The 16,583-nt window shown below is 59.5% G+C and carries 20 protein-coding genes; 9 read left to right on the top strand and 11 right to left on the bottom strand.

The genetic code is table 11. From position 1 onward, the window contains the following. Positions 1-87: 87 nt before the first annotated feature. Positions 88-843: a cell cycle transcriptional regulator TrcR gene (locus MUY35_RS08940; RefSeq protein ID WP_248366079.1), complete on the bottom strand. Its 756-nt coding sequence runs from the start codon at positions 841-843 to the stop codon at positions 88-90. Between the two features lie 148 nt (positions 844-991). Between MUY35_RS08940 and MUY35_RS08935 the strand changes: the two genes are divergently transcribed. Continuing rightward, positions 992-1,633, top strand: a complete 642-nt coding sequence (locus MUY35_RS08935; RefSeq protein ID WP_248366076.1) for a ribonuclease T2 — start codon at positions 992-994, stop codon at positions 1,631-1,633. Between the two features lie 28 nt (positions 1,634-1,661). Then, positions 1,662-2,171 (top strand): GNAT family N-acetyltransferase, encoded by a 510-nt coding sequence (locus tag MUY35_RS08930; protein WP_248366073.1) that lies wholly within the window; start codon positions 1,662-1,664, stop codon positions 2,169-2,171. A 23-nt stretch (positions 2,172-2,194) separates the two neighbouring features. Here the strand turns inward: MUY35_RS08930 and MUY35_RS08925 are convergent, their stop codons facing one another. Together MUY35_RS08925 and MUY35_RS08920 are read right to left on the bottom strand one after the other, a co-directional pair. Beyond that, the gene (locus MUY35_RS08925; RefSeq protein WP_248366070.1) at positions 2,195-3,181 is read right to left on the bottom strand and encodes an NAD(P)H-quinone oxidoreductase; all 987 of its coding nucleotides are present in this window, start codon (positions 3,179-3,181) and stop codon (positions 2,195-2,197) included. Next, complete coding sequence (locus MUY35_RS08920) at positions 3,174-3,878, bottom strand: COQ9 family protein (RefSeq protein WP_248366067.1); 705 nt, start codon at positions 3,876-3,878, stop codon at positions 3,174-3,176. Before MUY35_RS08920 ends, MUY35_RS08925 begins: the two co-directional genes overlap by 8 nt. A 109-nt stretch (positions 3,879-3,987) precedes the next feature. Here MUY35_RS08920 and rpsU point away from each other — a divergent pair, with 109 nt between their 5' ends. Continuing rightward, positions 3,988-4,194 (top strand): 30S ribosomal protein S21, encoded by a 207-nt coding sequence (gene rpsU, locus MUY35_RS08915; protein WP_091427324.1) that lies wholly within the window; start codon positions 3,988-3,990, stop codon positions 4,192-4,194. A gap of 105 nt (positions 4,195-4,299) precedes the next feature. Here the strand turns inward: rpsU and MUY35_RS08910 are convergent, their stop codons facing one another. From MUY35_RS08910 to MUY35_RS08895, 4 genes are all read right to left on the bottom strand, one after another. Beyond that, positions 4,300-5,100, bottom strand: coding sequence for a phytanoyl-CoA dioxygenase family protein (locus tag MUY35_RS08910; RefSeq protein ID WP_248366064.1), 801 nt, complete (start codon positions 5,098-5,100; stop codon positions 4,300-4,302). Then, positions 5,085-5,999 carry an ornithine cyclodeaminase gene (locus MUY35_RS08905; RefSeq protein ID WP_248366048.1) on the bottom strand — a complete coding sequence of 305 codons (915 nt, stop codon included), beginning with the start codon at positions 5,997-5,999 and terminating at the stop codon, positions 5,085-5,087. The genes MUY35_RS08910 and MUY35_RS08905 overlap by 16 nt, the downstream gene beginning before the upstream one ends. Next, positions 5,996-6,637 (bottom strand): HAD family phosphatase, encoded by a 642-nt coding sequence (locus tag MUY35_RS08900; RefSeq protein ID WP_248366046.1) that lies wholly within the window; start codon positions 6,635-6,637, stop codon positions 5,996-5,998. The genes MUY35_RS08905 and MUY35_RS08900 overlap by 4 nt, the downstream gene beginning before the upstream one ends. A gap of 67 nt (positions 6,638-6,704) precedes the next feature. Then, positions 6,705-7,073 carry a response regulator gene (locus tag MUY35_RS08895; RefSeq protein WP_248366043.1) on the bottom strand — a complete coding sequence of 123 codons (369 nt, stop codon included), beginning with the start codon at positions 7,071-7,073 and terminating at the stop codon, positions 6,705-6,707. 187 nt (positions 7,074-7,260) lie between these two features. On the opposite strand from MUY35_RS08895, the gene MUY35_RS08890 reads away from it, so the two are divergent. The 4 genes from MUY35_RS08890 to MUY35_RS08875 are packed head-to-tail and all read left to right on the top strand — an operon-like array spanning position 7,261 to position 10,722. Then, the gene (locus MUY35_RS08890; protein WP_248366038.1) at positions 7,261-7,632 is read left to right on the top strand and encodes a DUF1636 domain-containing protein; all 372 of its coding nucleotides are present in this window, start codon (positions 7,261-7,263) and stop codon (positions 7,630-7,632) included. Further along, the gene (locus MUY35_RS08885; RefSeq protein WP_248366035.1) at positions 7,629-8,576 is read left to right on the top strand and encodes a threonine-phosphate decarboxylase; all 948 of its coding nucleotides are present in this window, start codon (positions 7,629-7,631) and stop codon (positions 8,574-8,576) included. The genes MUY35_RS08890 and MUY35_RS08885 overlap by 4 nt, the downstream gene beginning before the upstream one ends. Further along, positions 8,573-9,490, top strand: coding sequence for an adenosylcobinamide-phosphate synthase CbiB (cbiB, locus tag MUY35_RS08880; protein WP_248366032.1), 918 nt, complete (start codon positions 8,573-8,575; stop codon positions 9,488-9,490). The genes MUY35_RS08885 and cbiB overlap by 4 nt, the downstream gene beginning before the upstream one ends. Positions 9,491-9,537: 47 nt before the next feature. Then, positions 9,538-10,722, top strand: a complete 1,185-nt coding sequence (locus MUY35_RS08875) for a lytic murein transglycosylase (protein WP_248366015.1) — start codon at positions 9,538-9,540, stop codon at positions 10,720-10,722. A gap of 18 nt (positions 10,723-10,740) precedes the next feature. Here the strand turns inward: MUY35_RS08875 and MUY35_RS08870 are convergent, their stop codons facing one another. Both MUY35_RS08870 and smc read right to left on the bottom strand, forming a co-directional pair. Then, positions 10,741-11,208, bottom strand: a complete 468-nt coding sequence (locus MUY35_RS08870) for a YbjN domain-containing protein (protein WP_248366012.1) — start codon at positions 11,206-11,208, stop codon at positions 10,741-10,743. Positions 11,209-11,275: 67 nt separating this feature from the next. Continuing rightward, complete coding sequence (gene smc, locus MUY35_RS08865; RefSeq protein ID WP_248366009.1) at positions 11,276-14,731, bottom strand: chromosome segregation protein SMC; 3,456 nt, start codon at positions 14,729-14,731, stop codon at positions 11,276-11,278. A 314-nt stretch (positions 14,732-15,045) separates the two neighbouring features. Here smc and MUY35_RS08860 point away from each other — a divergent pair, with 314 nt between their 5' ends. Continuing rightward, a complete protein-coding gene (locus tag MUY35_RS08860) occupies positions 15,046-15,441 on the top strand; it encodes a GNAT family N-acetyltransferase (protein ID WP_248367224.1) in 396 nt (131 codons plus the stop codon). Between the two features lie 7 nt (positions 15,442-15,448). Here the strand turns inward: MUY35_RS08860 and MUY35_RS08855 are convergent, their stop codons facing one another. Next, positions 15,449-15,613 (bottom strand): hypothetical protein, encoded by a 165-nt coding sequence (locus tag MUY35_RS08855; protein ID WP_248366006.1) that lies wholly within the window; start codon positions 15,611-15,613, stop codon positions 15,449-15,451. 161 nt (positions 15,614-15,774) lie between these two features. Here MUY35_RS08855 and MUY35_RS08850 point away from each other — a divergent pair, with 161 nt between their 5' ends. Continuing rightward, on the top strand, positions 15,775-16,245 hold the full coding sequence (locus MUY35_RS08850; RefSeq protein WP_248365996.1) for a GNAT family N-acetyltransferase: 471 nt from the start codon (positions 15,775-15,777) through the stop codon (positions 16,243-16,245). 10 nt (positions 16,246-16,255) lie between these two features. Here the strand turns inward: MUY35_RS08850 and MUY35_RS08845 are convergent, their stop codons facing one another. After that, positions 16,256-16,570, bottom strand: a complete 315-nt coding sequence (locus tag MUY35_RS08845) for a hypothetical protein (RefSeq protein WP_248365988.1) — start codon at positions 16,568-16,570, stop codon at positions 16,256-16,258. Positions 16,571-16,583: the final 13 nt, after the last annotated feature.

Raw genomic sequence — 16,583 nt, 5'->3', positions numbered from 1 at the left:
CAGGGTCTTAACGGCAGATCAGAAAACGGTTGGCGCAACAAAAAAGCCCCGGCGCGAGGGCCGGGGCGTTGCTGGATCCGGGTTGGATCAATCTTTCTTGTCTTCGCCTTCATCCTCGTCGTCACTGTCCGGCAAGTTGAAGAAGCTTTCTGCATCCGGCAGCGGTGCTTCTTTTTCGTCATCCGGGGCGCCCGACAGGGTAAACGTCTCAAGCCCTTCGATGGCGCTGGGCATTTTCGGCTCGGGGTCCATCCCAAGGCTCTGCTCGGTCGACACCAGCTTGCGACGCTCGTCATCCGTCATCACGCCGCCTTCTTTGGCTTTCTTGGCAGCCGCTTTCTGAACCGCAAGATCCAGTTCGCTTTGCTTGCACAATCCCAACGCAACCGGGTCAATTGGCTCCATATTCTGGATGTTCCAGTGCGTACGCTCGCGGATCGACTGGATCGTCGGCTTGGTCGTGCCAACCAGCTTTGAGATCTGGGCGTCTGCCAGTTCAGGGTGGAACTTCACCAGCCACAGGATCGAGTTCGGACGGTCCTGACGCTTGGACAGCGGAGTATAGCGCGGTCCACGGCGCTTTTCTTCGCCGGCCGCAGCCGCATAGAACTTTTGCTTCAACTTGTGCAGCGGATCTTTCTCGGCTTTCTCGATCTCGCTGGCATCCAGCTGGTTGTTGGCCACGGGATCAAACCCTTTGACCCCGGTTGCCACATCGCCATCGGCGATGCCCTGAACTTCCAACTCGTGCAGGCCACAGAAATCGGCGATCTGCTTGAAGCTTAGTGTTGTGTTGTCCACCAGCCAAACGGCTGTGGCTTTTGCCATGATCAGTTTGCTCATCTGAACACTCCCTAAAAATTTGCCCCGGATACAACTTTCCCGCGCCCTGGCTGGGCTGCCTGTGTCGCGTGGACTTTGTCAGGCCGGTTTCCGTTGTCGGGGAACTTGAGGCCTATATAAGGGGGAAGCGTTAAAGAGGAAAGACAAAATGCGGCAGGCCTTTTTTGGTGGCATTCTATGGCTCGCATCTGGGCTGGGCGTATGGGCCGATGGTGAGCAGGCGGGCGATTTCGACTATTACGTTCTGGCGCTGAGCTGGTCACCAAATTGGTGCGCCGTCGAAGGCGATCAGCGCGGGTCCGAGCAATGCGACCGGGGCCGAGACCTTGGCTGGGTCGTGCATGGTCTGTGGCCGCAATATGAGCAGGGCTGGCCCAGCTATTGCCATACATCCGAGCGCCCGCCATCGCGAGGCCTGACCAACGCGCAGGCTGATATTTTCGGGGCCGGTGGGGCCGCTTGGTATCAATGGAAGAAACATGGCGTTTGCGCGGGGCTTGAGGCCAAGGAGTATTATGACCTCGTCCGGCGCGCCTACGGCATGGTGAGCCGCCCCGAGGTGCTGCGCAAACTGACCAACCCGGTTCGTCTGCCAGCGTCCGTGGTGGAAGAGGCCTTCCTGCAAGCCAATCCCGACTGGCACCCCGACATGCTGACCATCACCTGCCGCGCCGACCGCATCCAAGAGGCCCGCCTGTGCCTGACTCGCGACCTGGAACCGCGCATCTGCGCCCGAGACGTGCGCCGCGACTGCAGGGCGCAGAAGGCGTTGTTGGACCCGGTGCGGTAGGGTTCAGTTCAAGCTAAAGGATCCGCGAATGAGTCTAAGAAAAGCTATCAAGTCAGATGCTTCAAGCATCGCGGCGATCTCGATCGAGGTGTGGCTTGGAACGTATTTGAAGCGCGGTGTGCGCGCGGTTTTCGCGGACTATGCTTTGGACGAGTTCACGACCGCCAATGTCGAAAAGCTCATATCGGACCCCAAACAATTCACTCTAGTTTCCGAAAATGAAGAGGGGATCGACGGCTTTGTCAGGGTGTCCTCGGACAGCAATGCTCCGGTGTCAGGGTGCTCGGATATGGAAATATCCACCTTGTATGTCCAGCCCCGTCATCATGGAAAGGGAGTTGGAAAACGTCTGCTGAATGCAGCGGTCCAACATTGCCGAGCGAATAACGCGGAATCGCTGTGGCTCGCGACCAATGCCGATAATGATCCTGCAATAGCATTCTATCTCGCGCTCGGGTTTGAGTGTGTGGGCGAAACCTATTTCTGCATTGGGCGAGAGCGATATCTCAACAATGTCTATTCACGTCACTTGATATGATTCTGTCGTGAAGCGAAGCGTCTTCACGCCCCAACCTCCAACACGATCTTCCCGATATGCTGGCTGGTCTCCATCCGGGCATGGGCCTTGGCGGCATCCTCCAGCAGGAAGGTTTGGTCCATCACGGGCGCGACGCGGCCTTCGTCCAGCAAGGGCCAGACTTTCTCGGCCAATTCCTCGGCAATCCGGGCTTTGGCTAGGTCGGATTGCGGGCGCAGGGTTGATCCGGTGATTGTCAGGCGTTTGGCCATGATCATGGCGAAGTTGATCTCGGCTTTCGGGCCGGACAGGAAGGCGATGTGGACCATGCGACCCTCAATCGCCAAACATTTAATGTTACGCGCGATATAGTCGCCGCCCACCATGTCGAGGATCAGATTGGGGCCGCCTTCAGGCTTCATCACCTCGACGAAATCCTCGGTCTTGTAGTTGATGGCGCGTTCAGCTCCCAGATTGCGGCAGACAGCGCATTTCTCGTCCGAGCCTGCGGTGGTGAACACCCGCGCACCAAAGGCGTTGGCCAGTTGGATCGCGGTTGTGCCGATGCCGGAACTGCCGCCATGCACCAAGAACCGCTCGCCCGCTTGCAACCCGCCGCGCGTGAACACGTTGGACCAGACCGTGAAGAAGGTTTCGGGCAGGCAGGCGGCCTCCTTCATGCCCATGCCGTTCGGCACACGCAGGGCGTGGGCGGCTGGCGTGGTGATATATTCGGCATAGCCGCCGCCGGGCAGAAGCGCGCAGACCTTGTCGCCCACGGCCCATTGCGTGACACCTTCACCCAGCGCGACCACCTCGCCTGAGGCTTCAAGGCCGGGCAGGGGGCTGGCGGTTGGGGGCGGTGCGTATGATCCTGCCCGTTGTAGCGCATCCGGGCGGTTGACGCCGGCAAAAGCCACGCGGATCAAGATGTCACCGGGGCCGGGTGTCGGGATCGGCTGGTCCGACAGTTGCAGAACCTCGGGCCCGCCGGGTTCCGTGATCTCGATTGCGCGCATGGTGTCAGTCATTCTTTGCCCCTGTGTCTTCCGGTTCCCAACGTCCCGGGTAATTCGGATTGGGTGCCCCCGGCGCCTTGATCGTGTCAAGGATCTTGCCTGGCCCGGACATGAACGCCTTGTAAAGTGCGCTGTCGCGGGCTTGGCCTTTGATTTTCTCAATCTTCATCACATCGTCAATGCGGCGGTCCAGAAAGGCCCAAGTGGCCTCGTTCCCTTCGCTTTCATCGCCCAGCCAGAACAGCACGACGGACGAATAGACCGCCGACAGCGTTGCGCGTTTGGTATACCAGTTCAGGTCGGTCGAACTGTCGCCCAATGTCTCCCAGATCAGACCACAGGTGGCCCATAGCGCGGCGGCACCGTCGCCTGCATTCTGCGGCAATGCGAAGAACGCCATGCCTTTGCGCACAAGCTCCTTGTCCGCGACCTCAAGCCGATACCGCACCCCCGCCGCGATCCGGTCGCGAAACCGCATCTCGGCCAGATCGGCGGCCTTGAGCCGGGCCACCATGTCGGTATCCCCCTTACGGTGATACGCCAGCGCCAGATCCAGTGCGCCGCGGGGAAACATGGCCCGCGCCTCAGACTCGGTCATATCGCAATCCTGCGCGGCGGCGATTAGGGTCGCATCGCTCCACCCATCAAACGGAACATGCGCGATGGCGGCTTCAAGCATCTTTTCTTTGTCGGTCATCTTGTCTGACATCGGGCGTTCCTCGCGGATGAGGGTGAACTGGACAAAAGCGGCAAGGGCTGCTAGACGGGCGCTTCCTGCAATTCTGCAAACTCTAACTTAGAAAGGTGGTGACAACCACATGCAGGTTTCGGTACGCGATAACAACGTAGACCAAGCGCTTCGTGCGCTGAAGAAGAAACTTCAGCGTGAAGGTGTCTTCCGCGAGATGAAGCTTCGGCAGCATTTCGAGAAGCCCTCCGAGAAAAAAGCTCGCGAAAAAGCGGAAGCGATTCGCCGTCAGCGCAAGCTGGCTCGGAAGAAAGCACAACGCGAAGGTATGATGTAAATCATCCCCAAGCGACCCGGTGAGTGGGTTGTCAACCGCTCGCCAAAAACGACCCCCGCAGCATCCGCTTCGGGGGTTTGTTTTTTGGGGAGGCCGATGGGGCGGTCATTCGGTTGACCAAATGACGGGAAACCAGTCTTCGCGCAGTTTGTGGCCCGCTTTCATCTCGTGCCCCGGAAAGGGCGGGGATGTGCGGCCCGGTCGCTCGACATATCGCGCATCATCACCGATCCAGCGCAGGCTAAGCGCGCGGCGGCGATTAGGTGAAAAATTGCCCCTTGCACCATGTGCTGTCCGGAAGTCGAAGATCACCGCGTCGCCCGGCTCCATCTCCCATTCCAGCACCTTCATGTCGCCGGGGTTGGTGTCGGGGTCCGGCACCGGCAACCAGTCTCGTTTGTCTTCGTAAAAATCGCTGTCATCCGCCCAACTGACTGGCCGCACCATGCGGTCCCATTTGTGGCTGCCTGCAATGAAGCGCAACGAGTTGTCGCGGACCGGATCAAGCGGGATCCAAAAGCTGGCGGTTTGCTCGCCTTCGACAAAATAGTACGGCCCGTCCTGATGCCATGGGGTGGGCTTTGGCGTTCCGGGTTCTTTGACCAGCACGTGGTCATGGAAAAACTGTGCTGTGTTGCTGCGCATGGCTTGGGCGGCCAGTTTGGCAACGGGGCTTTCGCGCACGATACGTTCAAATTCAGGGATGCGCGTCCAGTTGACGTAATCGTCGAAAAAGCGACCCTCTGATACGGCGTTTTCTGACGCGTATTGTGAGGGGTTGGACATATTTCGCTCAACGCCTGCGCGCATAGTGTCGACCCAATCCATCAGCGCACCTCGGATGACGACGGCCCCGTCGCGCTGGAAATCTTCGATGTTTTTGTCCGTGATCATTTGGCTCTCCATGCATCCAGAATGTAGCGGCTGGTCATCAGGTCCAAATGTGCGCCGCCACCGTTTTTATAAAGCGTGATGTCGTCAGGCTGGCGCGTGAATACGCCGTGTTTGTGGTCATAAAGGTCGCCCACAACGTCGCCCTGCTTGATCACGCCACGCGCGAGTGGGTCTTTGAATTCGCCAATATGATCCAGAACGGTATCACGGCTGTCCATGAACGGACGTGCGCGGGTCAGGGCGGTATCGTCGGCCTCGCGCATGTCCGCGCGATAAGCGCCGATCAGGTCCAGATGTTGTCCGGGGCGCAGCCAGTCGCCCTTGATCAGCGGGTCCGCGGCCATGGTGGCCGAGGTGATGATATCGGCCTGCGCGACTCCGTCTTCCAGCGAGGCTACCACGTCTGTCTTGTCGCAGTCGTCTGCAAAGCGCGCGGCCCCGTCTGGGCTGCGGTTCCAGATCAGGAAACGCGCTTGCGGGAACATTGCGCCATAGGCTTCGCGCAGGTTTCGCCCAACTGTGCCTGCGCCCACGATCAAGATCACCTTGCTGTCAGGCCGCGCCAAAAGTCGCGCGCCCAGAACACTGTCGCCGGCGGTTTTCCATTTTGTGACCAAGTGAAAATCGACGATGGCGTCCAGCAACCCTGTGACGTCGTCATAAAGGTTCACCGCGCCGTGGATCATAGGCTCGCCCCGCCCTGGGTTGCCGGGCATGATATTGGCGGTTTTCACCGCGATTCCTAGTCCGTCGATCCAAGCTGACCGGGTCAACATCGTGTCGTCCCCGCGATACAGGAACGTGTCGCCGATTTCGGCCTTTGGGCGGGCGTGGCCTTGGATCAGGGCGTCGGTCAGGGCGCGCCAATCCAACAGCTTTTCGGCCTCAAATGGGATCATATCGGGGGTCATAGGTCCGCCTCGTTGATCAACTCGCGCGTGATCAGAAAATTGACCCAGTTTTGCGGGTCCGTGAAATGGTGTGTTTGCCAGCCGCGCTGTGCGGCGGCGGTGATGTTATCAGCTCGGTCATCTACAAACAGAAGGTCGGAGGCCGGGACGCCGCAATCCTCCTCGACCATCTCATAGATGCGGACTTCGGGTTTTATCACGCCCATATGGCCCGAGATATAGCGGCGGTCGAAATCGGATAGGAAGTCGAATTTCGCCTCGGCCAATTCAAAGGTTTCCCGTCCAAAATTAGACAGGGCAAAGACCGGTATATTGCGCGCCTTCAGGGCGTGCAGTGTTTTGACAGACAGATCAATGGCCGGTTGTGCCATGTCCAGCCAACGGTCATGCCACAACAGAATTTCAGTGCGAAACTGCGGATAGGCGTCGGCGGTTTCATAGATGATTTGGCGAAACCCCTCGCCCCGGTCGACCCGATCATTCATGGCATGAAGATCGACGGCACCAAACATCTGACGACGGCGATCAGGCCCGATCCACTGGTCATACAGGTCTTCCGGCTGCCAGCGGATCAGAACGTTTCCGATATCAAAGATAACGGCGTTAGGTTGGGTGGCAGCGGGATCAGTTTGGGTCATGCTCAGACCCTAGCGCAGCAAAACGGGTTTGCAAGCGAGGTTTGCAGATGCGCCGCCGGGCCGTTCGCTAACTGCGGTCTGACGTTCCGTGGAAAGCGACCACGTTGCTCAAGTCCTCAGCCGGGATGTCGGCAGACACGCAGGCATGGGCATTGGACAGGTGGTTGAATATCGACCCGTCCGAAAAGAACGTAGACCCGGTGACAAAGACGACCCGCGCGTCGGGCGCACGGAACGCGACATAATCCGCCACAGCAAGTCCCTTGCCACCGTCGAAGCCCGCGTTCAGGACAACCACATCAAAGCTTTGCTGGTCCAATAGGTCGGTTGCGTTGCCCGTCGTGTGCGCGCACGCGGTCGCAATACCTTGCCGAAGCAAGTGGCTGGACCAAAGCTTGGCCAGATCCGCATTGGCTTCCACGATCAGAACCCTCATTTCTCGTACTCCACCTTTCAGGATCACATCAACAAGGCCGCATATCTATCGGCAAGCGGTGAAATGGTTAATGGGACATTTCGCGCAGGGTTGTCAGGGATGATGTTTGCCCAGAAAGCGTGCCGCAAATGCCATTGTCTTTCGTGCCAATTTCCGCTTCAAACCCTGCAGGACATGGGAGCGCGCAATGACCACCTGGATTACGATCTGTGACACCTGCAAACGCGAAGACTGGGATGCCGCGCGCGATCCGCTGACGGATGGCGAGGTTCTCGCGGCCCTGATCGAAGAACGAGCTGAGGGATCTGAGATCAAAACCCGTCGCGTGTCATGCCTGATGGGGTGCGACAACAGCTGCAATGTGGCGATCCAGGCTGATGGGAAGCTTGCCTACACACTGGGCAAGTTCGACCCGACTATTGAGGTCGCACAGGGCGTTGTGGACTACGCCAAGGCACATGCAAGCAGCGTATCGGGGTTGGTGCCCTATGGTGAATGGCCCCAAGCGGTGAAGGGGCACTTTGTCACCCGGCACATGCCTCTGCCAGACGACCAATGAACAAAAAAGCGCAGATACGCGATCACGGCGGGGGGTTGGACGCTGCCATTGCTCAATATGGCGGTCAGCGAGACGGCTGGCTTGACCTGTCCACCGGGATCAACCCAGAGCCATACCCGGTCGGTGCTATCCACCCCCGTGCTTGGGAAATCCTGCCCGACAAAGGCGCGTTTGATGCTTTGGAAGCGGCCGCCCGTCGGTTCTGGTCGGTGCCAGATGGCGCGGCCGTGTTGGCAGCACCCGGAGCTTCTGCGCTGATCGCACGTATTCCGACCCTGCGCCCGCCCGCCCGCGCGGTGATCGCTGGCCCAACCTATAACGAACATGCCGCCGCTTTCCGCGCACAAGGCTGGCACGTGTGCGACGATGGTGAAGGCGCTGCTCGCGTCATCGTCCACCCAAACAACCCGGACGGTCATGCCTGGCGCACGCCTGCTTTTAGCCAACGCCTCACCGTGATTGACGAAAGCTTCTGTGATGTCGATCCGCAAGCCAGCCATATTCAGGCGGCGGCGCGCCCCGGCACGCTGATCCTGAAAAGTTTCGGCAAGTTCTGGGGGCTGGCCGGATTGCGCCTTGGCTTCGCCATCGGAGACGCCGCCTTGATCGCCCAACTGCGCGAATCCATCGGGCCTTGGCAAGTTTCTGGCCCCGCGCTGGAAATCGGCGCGCGTGCTTTGGCGGATCACAACTGGGCGGACCAGACCCGCAGGCGGCTCGTCCAAGATGCCGCGCGGCTTGACGGGCTGATGATTAACAAAGGGGCAGCACTGGTCGGCGGCACGTCGCTGTTCCGGCTCTATGATGTCGGTGATGCATCGGCGTGGCGGGATCGTCTGGCCAAGGGACATATCTGGTCGCGTATCTTTCCTTATTCTGACAGGTGGGTGCGGCTTGGGCTGCCGCCCGCCGCCGGTTGGACCCAGTTGGAGGCCACGATATGAGTTATGCTGCGATTCTCGCCCTTGCGCTGCTTCTGGATGCCCTGTTGGGCGAACCGGATTGGGCATGGAAGCGCGTGCCACATCCCGCTGTCTTGATGGGCAAGGCGATTGATTGGCTGGATGATACTTTTAACGAGGGCGAAAACCGGCTCGCGAAAGGTGCGCTGAGTATTCTGGCATTTTGCCTGATAGCCGCGATGATCGGGTGGGCGATTGCGGACCTGTCATTTGGCGGAGTGCTTGAAGTCATCGTTGTTGCCATCCTTTTGGCGCAGAAATCCTTGGCCCAGCATGTGCAGGCCGTCGCAGATGCGCTGCGGCAATCCGTGGTCGAGGGGCGCGCATCCGTCGCCATGATCGTGGGGCGTGACACGGCAGATATGGATGCCCCCGCCATTTCCCGAAGTGCGATTGAAAGCGCGGCCGAGAATTTCTCGGACGGTGTTGTCGCCCCAGCCTTCTGGTTTCTGATTGCAGGGCTTCCGGGGATACTGGTCTATAAGCTGGTCAATACAGCGGACAGCATGATCGGCTACCGCACCCCGCGTCACGAGGCGTTTGGCAAGTTTGCAGCCCGACTGGATGACGTGATGAATTGGGTGCCCGCACGCCTGACGGCGTTGTTGTTCATGGCAAGCCGCAACCAGTGGCGCACGTGGAAAACAATTCGCCGCGACGCCCCCCTGCACCGGTCCCCCAATGCAGGCTGGCCCGAAGCCGCCATAGCCGCGGCGCTTGATGTCGCGCTGTCCGGCCCCCGGTCATATGAGGGCGAGAAGCGGGATTTTCCTTGGGTAAATGGCGACGGTGCCCGCGATATCGGACCGAAAGAAATCGACCAATCGGTTGATATGCTCTGGTCCGGTTGGCTAGCGCTTCTCGTTGTTGTGATCTTTCTGGCGGTTGTCACCTAGCGCCATTCCGGTAACGTGCACCCAAGTTCAAGAAACGAGGGCTCACCATGCACGAGATACTGATCGGTGCCACTTTGGCGATTTTTCTGGGCGCCGCACCTGCGTCAGCAAGCCTCGTGAAATGCGGCGGTGGATTTCAAAGCTTCACCTCTGCCATGAAGAACGAGGCGATCGCTCGCGGTCATGACCCGGCCACGGTCGACAATTTCTTCGCATCGGTCCGGCACGACAACGCCACGCTGAACGCCGACCGTTCTCAGGGAATTTTCCAACGGCCCTTCATTGATTTCTCGCGCCGACTGATCAGCAATGATCGGATGGCTCGCGGCAAGTCGATGATGAAGAAATACGACAGCATCTATCGTGTGATGGAAAGTGAATATGGCGTTAGCCGTGGAGTTCTAACGGCGTTTTGGGCGTTTGAAACCGACTTCGGTGCCGTGCAGGGCAACTTCAATACGCTGAATTCTCTGATGACCCTGTCGCATGACTGCCGCCGCCCGGAGTTGTTCCAGCCACAGGTCTTTGCAGCACTTGAGCTGTACGAGCAGGGAGCCTTCAACCCCGCGACCTCAAAAGGCGCTTGGGCGGGCGAGATTGGCATGGTCCAAATGCTGCCCAGCGACATTATCGAGGCGGGTGTCGATGGGGACGGGGACGGCAAGGTGGACCTGCGCACGTCCCCTGCCGATGCGTTGTTGTCGGGGGCCAATATGCTGCGCGGTTTGGGCTGGCGCGCGGGCGAGCCGTGGTTGCAGGAAGTAACGGTTCCGCAAAACTTGGATTGGTCCAAAACTGGCCTAAGTCATATAATGACGGTCGGGCAGTGGGCCGAACTCGGTGTCAAACCGCGACATGGGGTTTTGGGGTCATCCGGCCTGAATGCGTCGATCCTATTGCCGCAAGGTCGAAAGGGCCCAGCCTTCATCGCCTATCCGAATTTCAGCGTCTATTTTGAATGGAACAAAAGCTTCGTCTATGTGACGACCGCCGCCTATTTCGCGACCCGACTGGAAGGCGCGCCAGTCTATAACGCAGGTAATCCCGATCCAGCATTTTCCGGCCAACAAATGAAAACGCTTCAGAAAAAGCTGAAAGCGCGCGGACATGATGTTGGTAAGGTCGATGGCATTCTGGGCGCAAAGACCCGTGCCGCTGTTCAAACAGAACAGGCCCGACTTGGCCTGCCCGCAGACGCATGGCCGACCGCGCAGTTGTTAAAGGCTCTTTAGACGCTACAGCGCGCCGGCTCAAGACAACTGGTCTTCGAAACTCTTGACCAGTTCCGTCCAGATATCAAACATCTCGTCGAAATCGTCCGAGCTGACACCGGCATTGCCGGTATAGATATCGTATTCCAGCTTTTTTCTGCCGTCCGAGTCTTGGTAAACGCGGCCATAGCGTTGGTCTGCGTTCCAGGAGTTCAAATCCTCGGCCGAGATTTCATTTTCCGCAGTGTAGCCCGCGTAGAGCTGCAGTGAATTGCAGTTTTTGTTGTCGTCGCAGCCATAGAAGAAGACGGCGAATGTGGTGCCGTAATACTGGATCTCGATCAACGGATCGCCGACGCTGTCCTCGGTCAATGTGGCCGGGGCACCGATCTCTTTGAAATAACCCAAAACACTTTGCGGGTCAGAGGCTTTGATCGGATCGGCAAGAGCGCCCGTCGCCAAGAAGGCGGCAATTGCTGCGGTCGCTGAAAGCAACGGGAAATTCATAATATCACTCCGGCTAAACTCGTTTAACTGACCCTAGGCGGCTTCGTCAGATGGCGCAACGCAGAGGTCAGGCGACCAGCGCTTCGGCATTTTTCAGATCGACACTTACCAGTTGGCTAACCCCCATCTCGGCCATGGTCACGCCGAACAAGCGGTCCATCCGAGACATGGTCACGGCGTGGTGGGTGATGATCAGGAATCGCGTGTCGGTACGGCGGGTCATTTCGTCCAGCAGGTCGCAGAAGCGCGTGACGTTTGCGTCATCTAGCGGCGCATCGACCTCGTCCAGCACACAAATGGGGGCGGGGTTGGCTAAGAACACCGCGAAGATCAGCGCCAGTGCGGTCAGGGTCTGTTCGCCGCCCGAAAGCAGGCTGAGCGTAGATAATTTCTTGCCAGGCGGTTGGCACATAATCTCAAGCCCGGCGTCAAGCGGGTCGTCGCTTTCGACCAGCACGAGCTTCGCCTCGCCACCGCCAAACAGATGTTTGAACAGGTTGCCGAAGCTGTCATTCACCTGCTCAAAAGCGGTCAACAGTCGTTCGCGACCTTCCTTGTTCAAGCTGGCAATCCCGCTGCGCAACTTCTTGATCGCCTCTTCCAGATCGGTCTTTTCTTTCAGCAGCGTGTCGTGTTCTTCCTGAACCTCTTTCGCGTCTTCTTCGGCGCGCAAGTTCACGGCCCCCAAGGCATCGCGTTGGCGTTTCAGACGGTTCACATCATGTTCGATCTGCTCGGCTGACGGCATCTTGTCGGGGTCGCCGTCAAGGCTTTCCAACAAGGCATCCGGCGTGGTTTCCATATCCTCCGCAATCCGCTCGGCAGCGTAGGTCACGGTTTCGCGAGCGGCGTCAGAGCGTGCCTCGGCGCGCGCGCGGGCCTCGCGGGCTTCGCCGGCGGTGCGTTCAGCGTCGCGTTCGGTGGTTGTCGCAACGCGCTCTGCCGTTTCGCATTCGGCCAGCTTGTCGGCGGCGGCCTTGCGCCGTGTCTCGGCTTCGCCAATTGCATCTGCCAGTTCGTCCCGTTTGGCGGCCAACTCGTCGGGCGCGGCGTTTGCTTCTTTCAGCTCGGCTTCGCTTTCGCTTTTACGTTCTTCAAGCTCGGCAATTCGTTTCCCGGCGGTTTCAAGGCGGTGCCTCCAGCCAGAAACCTCTTTTATGATCTCCTGAGAGCGGCGGGTGCGGGCTTCGCCTTCGCGGCGCAATTCATCGTGGGCCGAGCGTTTGGCCATCATCGTCATCCGCGCGGCTTCCACGGCCATCTTGACGTCTTCAACTTGCGAACGCGCCGCATCCAGATCGCCCAAATCAGCCACGCCGCGTTCGGCTTCAATCAGCCTTTGGCGCGCGCCCATCGATTCTTCTTCGTGACGCGTCAAGGCCATCCCAAGGTTTTCCAGCTTGCCGCCCGCAATATTACGGTCAGCTTCTGCGCGGGACAAAGCGCGGTTGGCTTCGGTGACGGTGCGGTCTGCGTCGCGGCGGGCATCGCGTGCGCGCTTGTCGGCGTCTGTGGTTTCGACCAGCTGAGCTTTCAACGCTTCATGGGCTGCGCGTGCACCATCCGCACGGGCGGAGGCCTCTTCGAGATCCTGCTTCAATTCCTGCAGGCGGTTCAACTGCTCAAGGCGCAATGCGGCCGTAGAGGGTTGATCTTCGGCACCGGCGCGGAACCCGTCCCAACGCCATAGATCACCTTCCATCGACACAAGGCGCTGGCCAGGCTTCAAGTCAGTCTGAAGTCGGGCGGCGTCTTCTGTGCTGACCAGACCAATCTGACTCATCCGGCGGGCCAGGACCTCTGGCACGGTGACGTAATTGGACAAGGCATTGACGCCATCGGGCAGGGGTTGCGCTTGCGCATAGGCGGGCAATGATGCCCAACCGGACGGCGCGTCACCGACAATTTCAGGCGCGCGCAGATCATCCGCCAAAGCCGCGCCCAGCGCCTTTTCGTAGCCCGGCTTCACCCGCAGATCATCCAGAACCTGACCGCCCTCAGATGCATCACGTTCGACCAATCGCGCCAGCGCCTGCACTTCGGCATGCAGCGCGTTTACTTCGCCTTCAGCCGAGGACCGGGCGGCGCGGGCATCCGCCTCGCGGGCCTGCGCTTCGTCGCGGGCTTCATCGGCGGCGACCAGTGCTGCCTCTGCTGCCTCTGCTGCCTTCGCCGCCGTGGCTTCGGCGGACTTGGCAGCCTCAAAATCCGCGCCTGCTTTGTCCAGCGCACCTTTGGCCTCATCCATCGCGGCACGGGCGCGTTCGGCCTCTGCCTCGCTTTTTTCAAGCGTCTTGCGGCTGTCTTCCAGCAGGCGGTGGGCCGATTGGTGACGGGCCGATAGGCGGGCCATGTCTTCGGTCAGTTGGGACAGATCGCCTTCACGTTCTTGCAAGATCGCGGCACTTTCCCGCGCGTCTGCATTGGCCGCGTCCAGCGCTGCGTCATGCCCACCCGAGGCTTTGGTGATCTGCGTCTGCTCCCACTCCAGCCGCTCGATTGTTTCGCCAGCGTCCCTGTTCAACCCGCTTTCGCGTTCGATGTCACGCGACAGTTGCGTGATCCGCGCCGTCAGCGTTTCAATGCGCTGGCGGGCTTGGGCTTCCTGATCTGATAGCTGATCGCGTTGGACCTGAAGGCGTTGCAAGATGGCGGCGGCGACGGCTTCTTCCTCGCGCAGCGGCGGCAGTTGGTCTTCTGCTTCTTGCCGGGCTTTGGTCGCCGCGCGTGACGCACCTTCGGCGGCGGCGGCCGCCTTCACACGTTCGGTTAGCTGGGCTTCGGCCTCGGCGCGGGCGGCGTCTGCTTCTTTCCAGCGACGATACAGCAACAGCCCTTCGGCGCGGCGCAATTCGTCGCCAATGGTGCGATACCGTGCGGCTTGTCGCGCTTGCCGCGCCAATTGTCCTAACTGCGAGGCCAACTGCTCAACGACATCATCGACACGCGACAGGTTGGTCTCGGTCCCTTTCAGCTTTAACTCGGCTTCATGGCGACGCTGATAGAGACCCGAGATGCCAGCAGCCTCTTCCAGAATGCGGCGGCGAGATTTCGGTTTTGCGTTGATCAGTTCGCTGATCTGCCCCTGACGGACAAGCGCAGGTGAATGCGCCCCGGTTGAGGCATCGGCGAACAGCATCTGCACGTCCCGCGCCCGCACATCCTTGGTGTTGACCTTATAGGCCGAGCCCGCGTCCCGTGTGATCCGGCGCACAATTTCCACGTTGTCATTGTCGTTGAAGCCCGAGGGCGCCAGTCGCTCGCTGTTGTCCAGTAACAGCGCCACCTCGGCAAAGTTGCGGGCGGGCCGGGTCGAAGCACCAGCGAAGATCACGTCTTCCATCCCACCGCCCCGCATCGCGGTCGGGCGGTTTTCGCCCATGACCCAGCGCAGCGCTTCGAGCAAGTTCGACTTACCACAGCCATTGGGTCCGACAACGCCTGTCAGCCCGTCCGCGATCACAAGATCGGTCGGGTCCACGAAGCTTTTGAAGCCATTCAGTCGGAGCTTTGAAAACCGCAAGCGGTCTGCCTCATTATTGATTCTTCTCGGACACCGAGTTTTTCCGGGGATTGGGGGCAAGTCAACGATAGACCGCGACATATGGATGATTTCGGCGGGTTATCCACAAGATATTGCATTCGTTGCGACCCATCAGGCCGTTCGTTGCTGCCAAAGCGGCGCGTCTGGCGGGTTTCTGTCTTGACCCCGCCAAGCCGCACGCTGCAATTTGGGGCTTGGAGGGCAAAGTGCAATACAAGAAACATTCCACCGTTGGCGTGACCATCAAGGTCATCCCCGGCGATCCCCGCGCGCCCGACGCTACAGCGCTGCTGATGCAAAGCCATGCTTTGATGGAGGAGCTTTTTCCGCCGGAAGACAACTTCTACCTCGATATTGGCGACCTTTGTGTGCCCGAGATTTCCTTTTTCGTGGCGCGTGAAGGCGATCAATTGCTGGGTACCGGTGCGTTGGCCGACAAAGGTGACTATGGCGAGGTGAAATCGATGTTCGTCTCGCCCGAGGCACGCGGCAAAGGGGTTGGAGAGTTGTTGCTGGCGCAGATCGAAGTAACCGCCCGCACCAAAGGTTACGCGGCCTTGAAGCTGGAAACCGGCGATGTCCTGCACGCCGCCCACCGGCTGTATGAACGGGCGGGGTTTGCCAAATGCGGGCCTTTCGGGGATTACCCGGCAGCCAATAGCTCGGTTTTTATGACGAAGAAGTTGTGATGGACGCTCAGCCCTTCTTGGGTTTTTCGGCGGCAGCCTTCATCCGCTCAAGCAGTGCAGCTTTGTCGTCTTTCCGGTTAAGCGGATTTTTCTCGGTGCCGCGCGCATTATGTTCGGCGTGGCGGGGGTTGCCTTTGGCGGGCTTGGGCGCGCCGGCTGCTTTGTAATTCATGGTTCAACCTTGATTGGGCGAGGGTTCGACGGTCACATACCACCAATCCGCAAGGGACGCGATATGCATCTTCTGGCCGCCACTCCCGGCTTCATCGGCGATTGAACGTGGGCCATGGGGCTGCGGTCCAACTTAGTGTGTGGACGGCTGGAGGCGCTGAAATGAAACCACGTCGAATGAGCCCAGACGAAGATACCGCGCCGATCCTTGCGCTGCTTCGAAGGGCGTTTGCCGATATGCACGGGCGCATTGATCCGCCCAGTTCACTGCATCAGTTGACCGAGGCAGGGATCGCAGATCAGGCCCGCACGGGTGAGGTTTGGGTCATTGGCGACAGGGCCTGCATGTTCCTGACGCCGCACCCGGACGCCACGCCCCCCGCGCTATATGTCGGAAAGCTGGCCGTTGACCCGGTCGCGCAGGGGCAGGGCTTGGCCCGCGTCCTGATTGCCTTGGCCGAGGAACGGGCCGCCGCGCTGGGCCTGACGCGGCTGGTCTTGCAGACGCGGATTGAGTTGGAGGAAAACCACGCGATTTTTAAGCGCATGGGATTCGTTAAAGCCCGCGAAACCGCGCATCCAGGCTTTGACAGACCCACGTCTGTTCGGTTTGAAAAGACAGTTCGCGAGTAGCTGCGTGGGCTTAGCTGCAATCAATCTCGGCTCGTTGGATAGCTTGATCGCCGGACAGTGATCCTTCAACGACCCGGCATCCAGTGGCTTGTTCAATGGCTGTTTTCGAGCGCGCCAGTATGATTGGAATGCGTGGCAGGGCCTCAAAACTCGTGCGATAGACCTCGACCCAGTTTTCGCGCCGGTGAACCGAGAAGGTTGAGCCTTCCACAGTCACTTTCTTCACGCTGGTATCGGACGACATGAACTGCGGGCTAGGGCTGTCACAGGCGCTGAGGGCTACCCCAATGCCTACAACTGCAACAATTTTTCCGAATTTCGTCAAACCACACCTCCGT

The organism is Aliiroseovarius sp. S1339 (assembly GCF_023195695.1).
Taxonomy (GTDB): domain Bacteria; phylum Pseudomonadota; class Alphaproteobacteria; order Rhodobacterales; family Rhodobacteraceae; genus Aliiroseovarius.
The sequence above is the reverse complement of the archived record's forward strand: the minus strand, read 5'-3'. Positions and strand labels throughout refer to the sequence as shown.